15 protein-coding genes are annotated in these 14,874 nt (G+C 60.5%); 6 read left to right on the top strand and 9 right to left on the bottom strand.

The window, feature by feature from the left end; genetic code table 11:
• Nucleotides 1-305: 305 nt before the first annotated feature.
• A complete protein-coding gene (locus ABX749_RS04725) occupies nt 306-1,766 on the top strand; it encodes a GntP family permease (RefSeq protein ID WP_372894980.1) in 1,461 nt (486 codons plus the stop codon).
• Here the strand turns inward: ABX749_RS04725 and ABX749_RS04720 are convergent.
• Nucleotides 1,683-3,074 (bottom strand): prepilin peptidase, encoded by a 1,392-nt coding sequence (locus ABX749_RS04720; protein ID WP_372894979.1) that lies wholly within the window; start codon nt 3,072-3,074, stop codon nt 1,683-1,685. The two genes, ABX749_RS04725 and ABX749_RS04720, sit on opposite strands and share 84 nt — an antisense overlap.
• A gap of 108 nt (nt 3,075-3,182) precedes the next feature.
• On the opposite strand from ABX749_RS04720, the gene ABX749_RS04715 reads away from it, so the two are divergent.
• From ABX749_RS04715 to ABX749_RS04695, 5 genes are all read left to right on the top strand, one after another.
• Complete coding sequence (locus ABX749_RS04715; RefSeq protein WP_372894978.1) at nt 3,183-4,646, top strand: deoxyribodipyrimidine photolyase; 1,464 nt, start codon at nt 3,183-3,185, stop codon at nt 4,644-4,646.
• Between the two features lie 360 nt (nt 4,647-5,006).
• Entirely contained in the window at nt 5,007-5,438 is a 432-nt protein-coding gene (rplM, locus tag ABX749_RS04710; protein WP_095737125.1) for a 50S ribosomal protein L13, read from the top strand.
• An 85-nt stretch (nt 5,439-5,523) separates the two neighbouring features.
• Nucleotides 5,524-5,937: a 30S ribosomal protein S9 gene (gene rpsI, locus ABX749_RS04705; RefSeq protein WP_095737124.1), complete on the top strand. Its 414-nt coding sequence runs from the start codon at nt 5,524-5,526 to the stop codon at nt 5,935-5,937.
• Nucleotides 5,938-5,952: 15 nt separating this feature from the next.
• Complete coding sequence (gene infA, locus ABX749_RS04700) at nt 5,953-6,174, top strand: translation initiation factor IF-1 (protein ID WP_094411247.1); 222 nt, start codon at nt 5,953-5,955, stop codon at nt 6,172-6,174.
• Nucleotides 6,175-6,377: 203 nt separating this feature from the next.
• On the top strand, nt 6,378-7,190 hold the full coding sequence (locus ABX749_RS04695) for an inositol monophosphatase family protein (protein WP_372894977.1): 813 nt from the start codon (nt 6,378-6,380) through the stop codon (nt 7,188-7,190).
• Nucleotides 7,191-7,554: 364 nt separating this feature from the next.
• Here the strand turns inward: ABX749_RS04695 and cls are convergent, their stop codons facing one another.
• The 8 genes from cls to ABX749_RS04655 all read right to left on the bottom strand — a co-directional run bounded on the left by cls (nt 7,555) and on the right by ABX749_RS04655 (nt 14,377).
• Complete coding sequence (gene cls, locus ABX749_RS04690; protein ID WP_372894976.1) at nt 7,555-9,150, bottom strand: cardiolipin synthase; 1,596 nt, start codon at nt 9,148-9,150, stop codon at nt 7,555-7,557.
• Nucleotides 9,151-9,500: 350 nt separating this feature from the next.
• Complete coding sequence (locus ABX749_RS04685) at nt 9,501-10,529, bottom strand: acyl-CoA desaturase (protein ID WP_372894975.1); 1,029 nt, start codon at nt 10,527-10,529, stop codon at nt 9,501-9,503.
• Nucleotides 10,530-10,856: 327 nt separating this feature from the next.
• Nucleotides 10,857-11,063 carry a small basic protein gene (locus ABX749_RS04680; RefSeq protein ID WP_095737120.1) on the bottom strand — a complete coding sequence of 69 codons (207 nt, stop codon included), beginning with the start codon at nt 11,061-11,063 and terminating at the stop codon, nt 10,857-10,859.
• 119 nt (nt 11,064-11,182) lie between these two features.
• Nucleotides 11,183-11,578 (bottom strand): hypothetical protein, encoded by a 396-nt coding sequence (locus ABX749_RS04675; protein ID WP_259633164.1) that lies wholly within the window; start codon nt 11,576-11,578, stop codon nt 11,183-11,185.
• Nucleotides 11,579-11,580: 2 nt separating this feature from the next.
• The gene (locus tag ABX749_RS04670) at nt 11,581-12,879 is read right to left on the bottom strand and encodes a beta-ketoacyl synthase (RefSeq protein WP_372894974.1); all 1,299 of its coding nucleotides are present in this window, start codon (nt 12,877-12,879) and stop codon (nt 11,581-11,583) included.
• A gap of 22 nt (nt 12,880-12,901) precedes the next feature.
• Nucleotides 12,902-13,411 (bottom strand): 3-hydroxyacyl-ACP dehydratase FabZ family protein, encoded by a 510-nt coding sequence (locus ABX749_RS04665; protein WP_145211623.1) that lies wholly within the window; start codon nt 13,409-13,411, stop codon nt 12,902-12,904.
• On the bottom strand, nt 13,411-13,800 hold the full coding sequence (locus ABX749_RS04660; protein ID WP_372894973.1) for an acyl carrier protein: 390 nt from the start codon (nt 13,798-13,800) through the stop codon (nt 13,411-13,413). Before ABX749_RS04660 ends, ABX749_RS04665 begins: the two co-directional genes overlap by 1 nt.
• A gap of 85 nt (nt 13,801-13,885) precedes the next feature.
• Nucleotides 13,886-14,377: a 3-hydroxyacyl-ACP dehydratase FabZ family protein gene (locus ABX749_RS04655; RefSeq protein WP_145211624.1), complete on the bottom strand. Its 492-nt coding sequence runs from the start codon at nt 14,375-14,377 to the stop codon at nt 13,886-13,888.
• Nucleotides 14,378-14,874 lie beyond the last annotated feature (497 nt).

Here is a 14,874-nt window from a genome sequence, read left to right as displayed (position 1 = left end):
CGCAGCGACCCCGGGCGGCACCAGCGCACGTTGGTGTCTAGCCTTCAGGCGACTCCCCCTCGCTGCTCCGCAGCGACCCCGAGCGGCGAAAGCCTGCACACCCGCGCACCGTCCCCTCCCCCCTGACGCCCCGCTAAGGGCCAAATCTTGACCCACGCGGGCCGCCCGCCTAGACTCGCCGCTCCCGCCAGCGACTCCGGAGCCGCTGAATGCTTCTCGGGCATCCCCTTCCGTCTCTCCGCCTGCTCCACACGGTGCCTCCGTTGATCGATGCGTCTTTGCTTCCCCCGGTTGATCTCCTGTCGATGACTTCTGATGCGATGCTGTGGGGGCAAACCGAGACGGTGACGCCGCCGGCGGGGCCGTTGATCGCGCTGCTGGTGTTCGGCATCGCGTTGTTGTTGGTGCTGATCCTGAAACTGAAACTGTCCGCGTTTCTGGCCTTACTGGTCGTCTCGGTCTTCGTCGCCGCGACCAGTCGGACGGTCAATCCGGAAGCGGTCCCGCTGACCCAAGTCGCCGACACGATCGTCAAGAGCATGGGCAGCGCACTCGGGTTCATCGCGACGATCATCGGGATCGGCGCGATCTTCGGCGCGATCCTGGAACACAGCGGCGGCACGCAAGCGTTGGCCAATCATCTGGTACGCATCTTCGGCCCCAAACGCGCGTCGTGGGCGATGTTGTTGACCGGGTTCATCATCTCCATCCCCGTTTTTCTGGATGTCGCGCTCGTCATCTTGGCGCCACTGCTGTTCGCCCTAGCCAGAGACACGAAACGGCCGTTCCTGCATTTCGGCTTGCCGTTGGTCGCGGGGATGGCCGTGACCCACGCGTTCGTGCCTCCGACGCCCGGACCGGTTGCGGTGGCGTATCTGTTGGGCGTCAACTTGGGCTGGGTGATTCTGTTCGGCGTGATGGTCGGATTGCCGACGGCGATTCTGTGTGGCCCGTGGTTGTGCGTGAAGCTGGCCAAGGGCGTGGAGATCAACCTGCCGCCGGCCCCGCAAATCGACGAAGACGAGCAAGTCGCGTTGCCGTCCTTCGGTTTCATTTTGTTCTTGATCGCGCTGCCGATCGGGTTGATTTTGGCCAACACGGTCGTCGAGCAGTGGATCGCGTCCGGGCTGCCCGAAGGCCTGACGCGTGACGAGCGAGGGGCACAACTGGCCGCGACGCTGGCGACCGCATCGCCCGTGGTGCAGTTCGTCACGTTCATCGGGCACCCCGTGATGGCGCTGCTGTTTTCGACGATCTTTGCGTTGTACTTTTTGGGCACACGGCGTGGCGTGGACCGCGAGACGTTGCTGGAAATTTCGACCAAGGCGCTCGGCCCGGCGGGGATCATCATTCTGATCACCGGAGCGGGCGGGGTGTTCAAGGGCGTGCTGGCCGCGACGGGAATCACCGACGCGATGGAAGAGATCTTTCGCGATTCGGGAATCTCCGTGTTGCTGTTGGCGTGGGTGTTCGCGACGCTGATTCGCGTCGCCCAAGGGTCAGCGACCGTGGCGATGCTGACCGCTGCCGGACTGATGGGCAATTTCGTCGATGGCATGAGCCAGCCGCAATTGGCACTGATCACCGTCGCGATCGCGGCCGGAGCGACCGGGTTTTCGCATGTCAATGATTCGGGGTTCTGGATGATCTCCCGCTATTTCCAGATGTCCGAAGCCCAGACGCTACGGACCTGGGGCGTGATCTCGACCCTGATCTCGCTGATCGGATTCGCCATCGCCATGGTGTTCTGGCAATTCGTTAGCTGAGCCCGCCGAGGCGATCTCCGCTTCACCGGCAGGAGCTTGTTCGTCAACACCGGCTTGCCGACCGACACCTTCATCGGCAACCGCGTCCACCGACGCGACGTCCGTGGTGGCGGCAGTGGTGGCGGCGGTAGTGCGGTCCCGGACGAACCACGGCACCACCAAAACCAGTAGCGCCGAGACGATGATGACGTTGCGGCTGCTCTGGTCGCTCGGCCAGTACGGCGTTTCCCAAAGCACACGCCAAAACAACAGGTGCAGCGTCAACGCAAACGGCAACGCAAACGCGAACGCCTCCATCGCACCCCGATCCGCAATCTGGCCTTTCGGTCCATCATTGATGGGGATCCACCGCAACATCGGACGCAGCAGCAGCGAAAGGATCGCCGCAACGATCACCAGCGCCGGCATCGATTGCCAACCGATCACGATGGCGGGGATCGACAGCATCGCGATCAAGTCGACCAACCGCGTGGTGCCGCCCCCGAGCGGGTCCAGCTTCAAATCGGCCGAGGGACACAACCCTTTGGCCAGCACGCGGCCGAACAGCGCCGCGGCGACCAGGGCGGTGGCCACCCGCATGATCGCCTCGACGTGCAGCCCCTCGGGGACCCAGTACAGCGGCCGAGTGGCCTGCCACGGGACGACCATCACGGTCGGATAGGCCAGCATCGGAATGACCACGGCGATGCCGGCAAACACGATCAATCGGGTCGGCAATCGCGTCCCGTCGATCCGGATCAACGCCATCGCCCAGAGCGTCGAAACCGCGACGGTGTGATAGGTCAAGATCGCCAACAGCTCCGGTGACACGCGAGGCGTCCAAAGCGGACCTTCGTGCGCGTGGACGAATTGAGCCGGCAGCGAAAGCGAGTACAGCTGGGTGATTCCGATCAGCGTCAGCGAGCCCCCCACCAACGCTTCGACGATCGGATAACGGCGGGAAATCGGCAGCGAACAGAATCGACATCGCCCGGCCAGCGAGATCCAGCCCAACACCGGAACATTGTCCTGGATCTTCAACGTGTTGGCACAACGCGGGCAATGCGAGTGACCTCCGATGCCTTCGCCACGAGGCATCCGCCACGCGACGACGTTCAGGAAACTGCCGATCGAACTGCAGAAAAACAGCAGCCAGCCGACGATGGTCGCATCGATCAACCGCGGCTGGATCAGGTCCTCGAAGTCGTAAAACGCATACATCCGCGACTGGATCCACGCCAATCCGAAGATGTAGGCGGCCGCGGCGAACACGATCAGGGTCAACGTGGCCAGCAGGGGAAGCTTTTTTCGCAGTCGGTTTCGCGTCAAGTTGTCAGATCCGAATGAATGCCGGGCCGGTTGCTCTGGCACAATACTATCGCCGTGGTGACGTCCGCTACAGTCTTGCTTGAAAATTCCACCCGTCCATGAGCCAAGATGCCAATCCCCGAGATTCGACTCTCTCAGGCGAATTCCCGTTCCTTGCAACGTGACGGCCAGTACGTGTTGTACTGGATGATCGCGTCACGACGAACACGTTACAGCTTCGCGCTGCAACATGCCGTCGACCGGGCCGAAGCACTCGATAGACCGCTGGTGATCTTCGAACCGCTCCGCGTCCGTTACCGCTGGGCCAGCGACCGCATCCATCGCTTCATCATCGAAGGCATGCGAGACAACGCCGACGCCTTGCGTGACAAACCGGTGACGTATTTTCCGTACGTCGAGCCGAAACCCGGTCGCGGCTCGCCGCTGCTGGCGAAATTGGCCGAAAAGGCATGCACGGTGGTCACCGATGAATACCCTTGCTTCTTCCTGCCCGACATGATCAAGGCGGTCAAGGATCGCTTGCCGGTGCCGCTGGAACTGGTCGACGGCAATGGCGTCGTACCGATGCGGCTGCCCGAGCGGACGTTCACGGTCGCTCACAGCTATCGACGCTGGATGCAAAAAAACATCCTCGACTGCCTGACCGAGCTGCCTGAACCCGACCCGTTAGACGGCGTTTCGCTACCTGAACTGGATCAATTACCGGCCTCGGTGACGCGAAAATGGAAGCCGGCGGACCTCGATGCGCTGCTCCAACCCGATGGCTTGGCCAAGATCGCGATCGATCATGACGTCGCCCCCAGTCCGGTGGTCACCGGTGGCAGTGCGGCCGCGGCGGAACGCCTGGACCGGTTCTTGGCCGATCGGCTGGAAGTGTATCACACCGATCGGAATCATCCCGACGAAGAAGCCACGACCGGACTGAGCCCGCATCTGCACTTCGGCCACATCGCCACCCACGAAATCGTCGAACGGGTCTTGGATCACGAAGAATGGACCCCAGACCAGGCTTCCGAGGCGAACGGCAAGAACCACGGGTTTTGGAACACCAGCGAACCGGCCGAAGGTTTTTTGGACCAAATCCTGACCTGGCGTGAAATGGGCTTCAACCTGGCGTTTCGCGAGCCCGACCAGTACGACAAAATTGAGTCGTTACCCGATTGGGCCAAGAAATCGATCGCGGCAACGGCCGACGACGAGCGTCCGGTGACTTACACGCTGCAGCAATTTGACGCAGCCGAAACCCATGACGAGCTTTGGAACGCGGCCCAGCGGCAACTCGTCCGCGAAGGCGTGATGCACAATTACATGCGAATGCTGTGGGGCAAGAAAATCCTGCACTGGACCGAATCCGCCGAGCAGGCGTTGGAGTTCATGATCCATCTGAACAACAAATATGCTCTCGATGGGCGCGACCCCAATTCGTACAGCGGCATTTTTTGGGTGCTGGGGCGTTACGACAGGGCTTGGGGTCCCAAACGCCCCATCTTTGGGAGTTTGCGTTACATGACCAGCGACAGCGCGCGCAAGAAACTTCGGCTGACGAAGTACTTAAGCCGTTTCGAAAGTTGAGGCGGCATCCCATTTTCGACCCCGAAAACTCTGAAAAGCCCTTGCCGAGCCGCGCGGGTGTCGATACGCTTCCGAATCCTCCGCCCGAGGACCGTTCTCGGTCTTTCTCGGCGGCAGACCCGCGAACTCGATTCGCTCAGCTTCCAAGCGAGATGCTGCCGTGATAAACCGGCTGAAATCGCAGCCGAAGACAAAGGGTGCCTGACAACACGGCCGATCTGCACGTCAAAGTGGCAGCGACCGCATCGATGGCAACGACCCGTTGGATCGTCCCGTTGTGCTGAGCCTTCCGTTTGACCTTCGCCCGACCGCACATTTTCCGTTACCCGTAGAACTGTTTCCGTGACGCAACCTACCTACATGGCCAAACCCGGCCAAGTTGAAAAGAATTGGCACGTCGTCGACGCCTCTGACGAGGTACTCGGACGCTTGGCCAGTGACATCGCTGTCGTCCTGATGGGCAAACACCGCCCGCAGTACACTCCGCACGTCGATTGCGGCGATTTCGTGATCGTCACCAACGCCGACAAGGTCGCGATGACGGGCCGCAAGATGGACGACCGGCACTACACCTGGTACACCGGCTATCCCGGACTGAAACTGGAAAGCTATGCCGATCGCCAGCAACGCAAGCCGGAAGACCTGATCTTCCACGCCGTCCGCCGGATGCTGCCGAAAAACAAACTGGCCCGCCAGATGATCAAGAAACTGAAGATCTATGCCGGCCCGGATCACCCGCACGTCGCTCAAGATCCGAAGCCGCTGGCTCGCACAGGCAAGAAAGTTAGCTAGCCTTATTCGCTAGCCCCACGCGTCTGTCTCGCTCGGCTAGCACCCTGAAACCACCCTCCAAACGACTCATTTACCGACTCTACTGATGACCCTGGTCAAAAAAGACAAGATCAACGGTGACGCCCTCGGAACCGGACGACGCAAAAGCAGCGTCGCTCGCGTTCGCGTCCGTGCCGGCGAAGGCAAGATTACGATCAACCGAAAACCGTTGAACGAATATTTCGTCAACGACCAAGATCAAGCTGCAATCACCGCAGCCCTTGCCGCCGTCGAATTAACGGACAAGCTCGACGTCGTCGTGCGTGTCACCGGTGGCGGTCTGACCGGTCAAAGTGGAGCGGTTCGTATGGGACTCGGTCGTGCACTCGTCAGCTACGACGAGTCGCTTCACGATGCCCTCCGGGATGGCGGGTTCCTGACGCGAGACTCTCGCATGAAGGAACGAAAGAAACCTGGTTTGCGCGGTGCCCGACGTGGCGTCCAGTTCAGCAAACGATAACCCCTAGGAAAACAGTTGGGAAAGAAAGAAGAAGCGTTCGAAGTCGAGGGCACGGTCACCCAGGCCCTCGCCAACACCCGGTTCCGAGTCCAATTGGAAACCGGCAACGAAGTGATGGCGCACGTCGCAGGACGGATGCGCAAGCACTTCATTCGTATCGTCCCTGGCGACAAGGTCCGTGTCGAACTGTCGCCCTATGACCTGACCAAGGGTCGAATCACCTACCGAGAACGCTAGCGGTCAGCCGACGCACCTCGCGTCGCGGGCAGCTTTGACGTCGCGGCGCTCGCCAGAGCGTGGAAACGCCAGAGACCTAGCTCCTGGCAAAGGCAGCTACGCTTCAACGGCGATCCACGGTGTTCTTGTAGTAAGGGGCGCTGCCCAGCGTGGCGGCATCTGCCCGCCCGCTCCCCCGCCGCAGCAACTCGCCCGAGCAGTCCATGCCTAGCGACCTGGCAACTATCCTCCGCCTCGCCGACTCGGCCGCTGCTGCCGGCGGCCATGTCTTGCATCGATATTGGCACGAAGGCGTCGAGCTGCGCGATAAGTCTGAAATCGGCGGCAAGAGCTACGACCTGGTCAGCGATGCCGATCTGGAAAGCCAGTCCGTGATCGCGAATCTGATCGCCGAAGAATTCCCCGATCATGCCTTGATGGGCGAAGAAGACCTTGTCGGCGACACCGGTGCCGAGCACCTGTGGGTCATTGATCCGCTCGATGGCACCAACAACTTTCTTCACCATGTGCCGCACTTCGCCGTCTCGATCGCGTACTACCGCGGTGGCGTCCCGACGGTCGGCGTGGTCCACAACCCGATCACCGGCGACACCTACACCGCAGTGAAAGGCGGCGGGGCGAAGCACAACGGCAATCCCATCGACGCCTCAAGCGTCACCGCACTCTCCAGCGCGCTGATCGGATGCGGGTTCTACTATGACCGCGGCGCAATGATGCGGTCGACCCTCGCGGCGATCGAAGATTTCTTCAGCCACGACATCCACGGGATCCGCCGCTTCGGAACCGCAGCGCTGGATCTCTGCGCCGTCGCCAGCGGCATGTTCGGCGCGTTCTTTGAGTACAAACTCTCCCCCTGGGACTTCGCCGCCGGCCAGCTGATTGTGACCGAAGCGGGAGGCAAAATCTCCGACGCCAAGGGAACCCCCCTGGGCCTGGTTCCATCGAGTGTGCTGGCCAGCTGCCCCGGTCTCTACAACGCCGCGCTGGCGATCACGACGAAGCATCACCCGGCGTAACCGCAACGCGGCAGTCGTTTGCCAATTCCAGCCCGCTCGCTAGCGCTAACGCCAAGCCAAGCAGAGACGCCCGGACGCTGGCGTGAACCGGCTGATATCAATGTGTTAGCGGCAGGGCGCAAGCCCTCCGGTCTCTCATCGTTCCCGAAACACCGGAGGGCTCGCGCCCTACCGCTAAAGAATGCTTCCCAGCGTTGCCCGAAGGGTGTCGAAGCAAATGACGTCGGCGCCCTCGGACCCGGCCAGCCCGCACGCTCTGGCTCACCAATCAAATCCTTTACGTACGCAGACTGCCGCACCGCCGGCGGATTGATTCGCTGCGACCCCGACTAGTGAGCGCTACGACGCGCTCGTGTCGCTGCCGTTACTGGATCGGAGCCAGCAGGCGCGACGCGCGGACCAACATCCGAAACACAAAGGCTCGCTCTTGCAGTTCATCACCGCTGGTGATCTGGCTGTGCGACAAATCCTCTTCGAGCATCTGCACGACGTCCGCGACGAAATCGGCATCGAAGAACGCCAACATGACTTCGAAATTCAGCCGGAATGACCGATTGTCAAAGTTGGCCGTGCCGACAGCCGCGACCGAATCGTCGACCAGAATGACCTTTTGATGCATGAACCGTCCCTGGTATCGATAGACGCGGATGCCGGACGCGTCCAGTTCATCCAAGTACGAAAACGAAGACAACCAGACGAGCGTCGAGTCCGACTGCTCCGGGATCAGAATGCGGACATCAACACCGCGAAGCGCCGCCATTTTCAACGCCGTCACCATCTGCTCATCGGGAACAAAGTAGGGCGTCGCGATCCAGACGCGTTGCTTGGCGGATTGGATCAGCTGCATAAAAAACAGGGACGCGGTCTCGAAGTCATCTGCAGGGCCTGTCGGCACACACAGCCCAACGCCGCCGGAGTCCGTCGCCGCAACGGGAGTCCATTGAAGCCCATCGAGAATCTCGTTCGTCACCGCATGCCAGTCTTCGGCAAACACCACTTGGCAGCACTGGACGAGAGGTCCACGAACTTGGACATGGGTGTCTCGGTAGAGCCCCAGCTCATCGACTCCGTATCGATATTCATCGCCGATGTTCAGACCACCGACGAAGGCGGTGTCGCCGTCGACGACAATTAATTTCCGGTGATTGCGAAAGTTCAGTCGAGTCGTTGAACCGTCGGCCAGTGGAGAGTTGAACCCGACGACCGCGACACGGTTTGAACGCAACTCCGAGACGTACTCACTCGGTAAATTACGACTCCCGTACTCGTCGTAGAGCACACAAACCCGCACACCTTGGTTCGCCTTGGCGATCAACAAGTCTTTGAATTCTCTACCGAGTTGATCATCGTGAATGATGTAGGATTCGACCAGCACATAGGATTCGGCTGCTTCGATCCGGGCCATGATTGCGTCGAACGTTTCGATCCCGTCGATCAACAAGTGCGCCGCATTGCCGCGCGTCACGGGTAACTTCACGAGACGCGTCAGCAATCGCTTCGTGTCGTCCGTCGCGGGAACCACCAACTCTGCCGATTTGAGGTCTCGGTAGAGTTGCTTGACGATCGGCTGCCCCTTCGAGAGGCTCGCTCGATAGGCGATCGCACTCGCACTGTAGTCAGTTTCGCCGACCGTCCAGTACAGCGGGACCGCGATGTAAGGCAATGTATTGAGCGAGACAATCCAGGCGATCGCACCCTGTGGAGAACGCTGCTCGGTGAGCACGTTCAGCGACGCGATCGCGCCCAAGACGTGCGTCACCAGAACGAACACTGCGATCAATCGCCGTCGCCTCAGCCGCATCCAAGCAGCGAACCGCGCCAACCGTTCGTTCTTACGAAGAACGAAACGAATCGGAAAGAACAAGGCGCCAAGGACTCGGTCTCGGATCTTTCCCGGCCAATAGCGAGCACGCCAAAGGAATGACCAGATGGAACGCGTCTGTTGTCGAGGAGCATGCATTGTCAATCGTGGTGATGCTGGGCTTGAATGACACTGCACCCTCTTGCGAAATGCAAGTTTTGCTGATGGTCCCTCCGTGATCGCTGCACGCTTCTTCTGAATGAGAATCGCTGCAATCGCCCAAGGGCGTGCTCACCCGGCCGCGTAAGAATGTTTCGCGAGGGCTTGCACTGATCGTCATTGCGAAACCGCTGACGGATGCATTGCTTATGCCAATCACCTTCGATGCCGTCAAAGAGCGAAACAGCCACTCAGAATTGATCGATCACGCACCAACGTGGTCGCTGATCAACTTCACATTCGACAAACGCTTGGCTTAGCGGTAATTCAATTCGTTCGAGCCGACCTGCCTACTTCGTCATCGACTTGGGGCGCACGACGTCCTTCGCCAGCCCGATCATTTCCATGAATCGAATCACCCGCCACGACATGTCGAATTCCCACCAGTGGTGACCGTGGGCGGCCGAGCGGGGTTCGGCGTGGTGATTGTTGTGCCAGCCCTCGCCATGGCTGAACAGCGCGACGAGCCAGTTGTTGCGACTGTGGTCACGCGTTTCGTAGTTGCGATAGCCGAACGCGTGAGCGACCGAATTCACCGCCCAGGTGCCGTGCAGCACGAACACGGTGCGGACCGCGACGCCCCAGACGTAATAGCTGGCCGCGTACTTCAGCGCCCCCGCACCCCCGTCGACGAAATAACCCACCAACGCGCCGATCAAGGTCAACACGATGGCGTGCCCGAGGAAGACGAAGAACCAACCGCCCTTTCGCTCAAGACGCAGATAGAACGGATCTCGCAGCAAGTCGCGGACGTAGCGCTCGTAGTGCGACGTCCGATCGAGGTCTCGGTTGCGGACCACGACCCAGCCCATGTGGCCCCACAGAAAACTCACCAACGGCGAGTGCGGATCGGGCTGGTCGTCGCTGTGCTGGTGATGCATGCGGTGGATCGCGACCCAGCGAGCCGGCGAGTCCTGCAGATTACACATCCCCAGAATCGCCAAACCGTGCTCCAGCCATTTCGGGCAGGTGAACCCGCGGTGAGTGAGCAACCGATGGTAGCCGATCGTGATCCCCATCATTCCGAACACGAAGTGACCGGCGATCGCAATCACCAACCCCGACCAGGTGAACAGCCACGGGACGAAGGCCAGCAGGGCAACCAGATGGACGGCGGAGAGCACGGCGACGTACTCCCACAGAATCCGCGTCGGGCGCGTTTTCTCGGGGTGGGGAAGCCGCTGAGGATCGACCGCCACAGCCGGATCACTGGCGGGATTACTGGCCGTTTCAGTGACCGCCACGGTCTCCGCGGTCGAGCTTGACTCGGTGGTGTCGGTTTCCGCGACAGTCTTTGCGGTTGCGTCGGCAGTGGACATCAAAAAAAGGCCGGGTTGAGGGAGTTGGCGACTGGCGGGTTCGCCCCGCGACGGGCATGCCAAAAAGGCCCCACATGCATCCCTACTCGACTCGGCCACGCCGTCGTCTCGGACGGCCGAAGCGATTGCGCCACGACATTCGCCGGTAGGCGGCGGGGGATGCAGGGGCAAACGTTTCCGAAGACGTAAGTTGTACGCGAACGCCGGGGCATTCCGGCAGGCCAAACGGCGAAGAAAAAAGCCGTGCGCGAAAGAATTCGCTCACGGCTTGATCGTTCGTGCGGCAACGCACAGCCGAAGCTGAACGTGCGCGACAACTGGGCTCGACTACTTCTTGTCGTCGTCGGCTTTCTTGACCTTCTTCTTCTTCTTCAGCGAGACCTTGACCACACGCACCTTGGGCATGCCCAGGATGGCTTCGTCTTCGTTGAATTTCTCAAGTCGTTGCAACTGGGCGATCCGCTCGGCTCGGGTCAGCACGTTCCGCGCTTTGATCGCCCCAGCTTTTACCTTCAGGCTGCGATCGAGCGTCATGGTAGCTTCCTCGGGGGAGGGAAATTGGGGTTTTGAAGTGGTTTCGAGCCGCGAAGGTTAATGCCTGGGGCCGGAATCCGCAAGGTTGAGCGGCGAATTTTTACCACCGGGGGGCAGGCTCACTTTTTCAAGTAACCGGCGCTCGTTTGGAAATACTTTCGCCGCCGAACGACATGTCGGTCGGCATCGGACGCGGCCACCAAATCCGCCAGATTGGCCTGGCAGTAGCGGCACTCCGCGGTCTCCAGATGGAAACGGATGTAGTCCGATTGCTCGTCCGACAAGGTCTCCAGCAAGAACTGCCCCAGCTCCTCTCGCGAGGGGCACGAAAGCCGTCCGCGTCGCCAAATCGCCCCGAGCGTGTGCAGCCCCGCGTTCTCGCGGCCACGCACCGCGATCAACCGCTGCCGCAACTCCGCGTCCTCCCGCAATTGCCCCTCCAATGCCGTGGACCGCTCATCCGAGAGCGCCTCGTCGAGGAACGCGACCAGTTCGGCATCGGTGAATTCGGGCATCGCTAGACGTCGCGACTGAGGCACAGGGTGACGTTTTGGCCTCCAAAGCCAAAGCTGTTGTTCAAGGCGTACTTCACGTCCGCCGGGCGGGCTTCGTTGGGAACATAGTCCAGATCACAAGCGGGATCGGGGTTTTCGTAATTGATCGTCGGCGGCAGCACCGAGTCGCGCATCGCCAACAGGCACACGATCATCTCGGTCACGCCCGCCGCGGCGATCAGGTGCCCCATCATGCTCTTCGTGCTGCTGACGGGAACCTTGGCCGCATCCTCGCCAAAAACTTCGTGACAGGCCAATGATTCGACTTTGTCGTTGACCGTGGTGCTGGTTCCGTGGGCGTTGACGTAACAGATGTCGGCGGGTTTCAGGCCGGCGTCGGCGATCGCCATCCGCATCGCAGCGATCCCTCCGTGGCCGTCGGGCGGGATATCGGTGATGCGATAGGCATCGGCGGTCGTTCCGTAGCCGGCGATTTCACCGTAAATCGTCGCCCCGCGGGCCTTCGCGCGGTCCAGATCTTCCAAGATCACCATCGCCGCCCCTTCCCCGAGCACGAAGCCGTTGCGCAGCCGATCGAACGGACGGCTGGCCTTGGTGGGCTCGTCGTTGCTTTCGCTCAGCGCGGTCAGCAGGTTGAATCCCGTCACGCCGAAGGGGTGGATCATGCTGTGCGTTCCACCGGCCAACATCACGTCGGAGTCGCCGCGGCGGATCATTTCGGTCGCTTCACCGACCGCTTGGCTGCTGGCCGCACAGGCGGTCAGGCAGTTCATGTTGGGGCCTTGCGCGTTGAACAGCGTCGCCAAGTGCGCCGCCGGCATGTTCGGCTCCTGTTCCAGCTCGCTGGCCGGATCGAGCAGCTCCAGCCCGCGGGCGATGAATTTCGACGCATCAAAGTCCCCGCCGGCCATCGCCGCAGTCATCATCTGACTGAACGTGTTGAAATCCTGGTTCCCTTCACCGCTGCCCAGATAAACGCCGAAGCGAGTCGGATCGGTGATCGTTTCCAAGATGCCGCTGTCGGCCATCGCCTGTCGGGCGGCCCCGATGGCGAATTTGGTGTGGCGACCGAGGGTTTTGGGACGGCCCGGCGGCATGTCCTCTTCGGCCAGCTCCCAATCTTTGACCTCGGCGCTGATTTTGGTCGGAAACCCGCTGGCGTCGAACAGGGTGGTGTAGCCGACGCCGCTTTTGCCCGCTTGAAGCCCGGCCCACACCGTATCGACGTCATGCCCCATCGGGTTGACCATGCCGATCCCGGTGACGACGACGCGACGGCGGTCTTTGTGATCACGCTGCATGCTGACTTCTCGGCGCTGGAATCTAATTGAGTTTATCGTAGGTCGGGAATCGATTTCCGTTGGCGTCGACCGCCACCGAAAAGAACTTCATGATCTGCAGCATTCCCCTTAAATCGTCCGGCTCGAACAACGGACCGTCGATCAAATAGCCATCTTCGAGAAACGCGAACATCAAATCGATCTCCGCTTGAATCTCGCCGTCGCAGTGGCTGGTGCTGGTGACGGTGCCGCCATTTTCCTGAACGGCGTCCATTCTGACTTCGTAGTTCAACGTGGTTCCGTTGAGCGCGGGCGCATGAAACTTCGCTCGCCCGACCTTGGCCAAGACGACGCGTTTGTCAAACAAAAAATGCTCCGCCACCAGGATCCCGCCCAGCTGAGCCATCCCCTCAATGATCAGGGTCGGCGGCAAAAACGGGTATCCCGGGCAATAGTCGTCGACGGCTTCTTCAGCCAAGCTGATGTTCTTGATGCCCTTGGCGTGCGAGCCAGAGACAAATTCGGTGAACCGATCGACCCAGAACCAGCGCATCAGTCGTTGACCTTGGCTCCGACGTAACGGCACAGATCGCCGACGGTCAGCAGATTGCCGAAGTTTTGCACCTTCGGATCGGTTTCGAAGTCGCTCAAATCAGCCCAGGGCATGCGTTTTTTCAGTTCGGCCAGCCCGTCAGCGGTGACCACACCGTCCTGAACGTATTGGCTGTTGGTCAAAATGTCTTCGGGAGACAATTCTTCACGCGGAATCTGGATGTCGAATGCCTTTTCCAGCTTAAAAACGATGTCCAGGAAGTCGATCGATTCGGCACCCAGGTCGCCGACCAGGGTGGCGTCCATCGTGACCTCGTCATCGTCAACGCCCAACGCGTCTTCGAGTGCCGATTGAACCTTCGCGAAAATTTCGTCTTCTGTCAGAGCCATCTCGTGTTTTCCTTTGCAAATGCTTTTCTGCACATCCCGCCCAGGGGGTCAGTCCCCCGGTTCAAAACTGGACCTGCAGATGAAACTAGGTGGTTGGATTGGGGGTGAACGAAACGTCACCGAACAACTCTTTAAACTGCTTTTTTGCCCGCCGAATGACGTCCGCGTCTGTACCAGTCTCCGGCGGCTCGATGCTACCCGAACGTTCCAAAATCAGCCGCGCCGCGACGGTCACCCGCCCCTGTTTTTCGGCGGTCGCCTTGACGGTGATCAGCCCGTCGGCCTCCTTGACGCGCTCGGCGGTGACCTGAAGCGTTTCGTCGGGCGACAGAAAGTCGCCGAATTTCACGTTGCGGACTTCACGCAGCAGCACCAGTGGCGAGGCAAAATCGTCTCCCGTTCGGATCATCCAGACCGCGGCTTGATGCAAGGCTTCGAGCATCATCACGCCCGGCATCACGGGAAAACGCGGAAAGTGATCTTTCAAATATTCCTCATCCGCTCGCAAGGTGCGTTCAGCCACGATCCGTTGTCCGGGATCCAGGCTGACGATGCGGTCGAGTTGGCGATACTTCATGAAACGGCAATGATGAACCAAGAATCAGTGGGCACGGCGTCTTGCCATCTCGATGCGATTGTCAGCCCTGGACGCGTTTTCACTCTCTCCAGCCATCGGCTGTTGAGACCTTCACGCTTGAGTTTGGATGGGTATCGGCAGCGGTAATGTCAGCCGATTCGGAAAACTCAATGTTTTCCGCAGCCACAAAATAGTGATCTGGGCAAATTCGCTCAACCACAGCACGACGAAGTCCGCAAAGAGTCGTCAAGGTTTTGACACGCCCCCTCCCGCCAGACCGCCCCCAGCGGTCTATCGATTGAAGCCCGCACGCGCTACCAAGGGACCACCCGACGCCCCACGTCCAAGCGTCTGCCCACCGGGGACAGACCCCAAGCCCACCGGGGACAGACCCCACAGCCCCATCCGGGGACAGTCCCCAGACCCATCGGGGACAGACCCCAGACCCATCGGGGACAGACCCCAGACCCATCGGGGACAGACCCCAGACCCATCGG

Origin of the sequence: Stieleria sp. (assembly GCF_041595215.1) — a bacterium.
Lineage (GTDB): Bacteria > Planctomycetota > Planctomycetia > Pirellulales > Pirellulaceae > Stieleria > Stieleria magnilauensis.
This window is presented reverse-complemented; position numbering and strand designations above follow the sequence as displayed.

Coding starts and splice junctions, on each gene's coding strand:
- ABX749_RS04685 (WP_372894975.1), bottom strand. CDS start 10,529: ATGTCCACTGCCGACGCAACCGCAAAGACTGTCGCGGAAACCGACACC.
- cls (WP_372894976.1), bottom strand. CDS start 9,150: ATGCATGCTCCTCGACAACAGACGCGTTCCATCTGGTCATTCCTTTGG.
- ABX749_RS04675 (WP_259633164.1), bottom strand. CDS start 11,578: ATGCCCGAATTCACCGATGCCGAACTGGTCGCGTTCCTCGACGAGGCG.
- ABX749_RS04670 (WP_372894974.1), bottom strand. CDS start 12,879: ATGCAGCGTGATCACAAAGACCGCCGTCGCGTCGTCGTCACCGGGATC.
- ABX749_RS04725 (WP_372894980.1), top strand. CDS start 306: ATGACTTCTGATGCGATGCTGTGGGGGCAAACCGAGACGGTGACGCCG.
- rplM (WP_095737125.1), top strand. CDS start 5,007: ATGGCCAAACCCGGCCAAGTTGAAAAGAATTGGCACGTCGTCGACGCC.
- rpsI (WP_095737124.1), top strand. CDS start 5,524: ATGACCCTGGTCAAAAAAGACAAGATCAACGGTGACGCCCTCGGAACC.
- ABX749_RS04680 (WP_095737120.1), bottom strand. CDS start 11,063: ATGACGCTCGATCGCAGCCTGAAGGTAAAAGCTGGGGCGATCAAAGCG.
- ABX749_RS04665 (WP_145211623.1), bottom strand. CDS start 13,411: ATGCGCTGGTTCTGGGTCGATCGGTTCACCGAATTTGTCTCTGGCTCG.
- ABX749_RS04660 (WP_372894973.1), bottom strand. CDS start 13,800: ATGGCTCTGACAGAAGACGAAATTTTCGCGAAGGTTCAATCGGCACTC.
- ABX749_RS04655 (WP_145211624.1), bottom strand. CDS start 14,377: ATGAAGTATCGCCAACTCGACCGCATCGTCAGCCTGGATCCCGGACAA.
- ABX749_RS04715 (WP_372894978.1), top strand. CDS start 3,183: ATGCCAATCCCCGAGATTCGACTCTCTCAGGCGAATTCCCGTTCCTTG.
- ABX749_RS04695 (WP_372894977.1), top strand. CDS start 6,378: ATGCCTAGCGACCTGGCAACTATCCTCCGCCTCGCCGACTCGGCCGCT.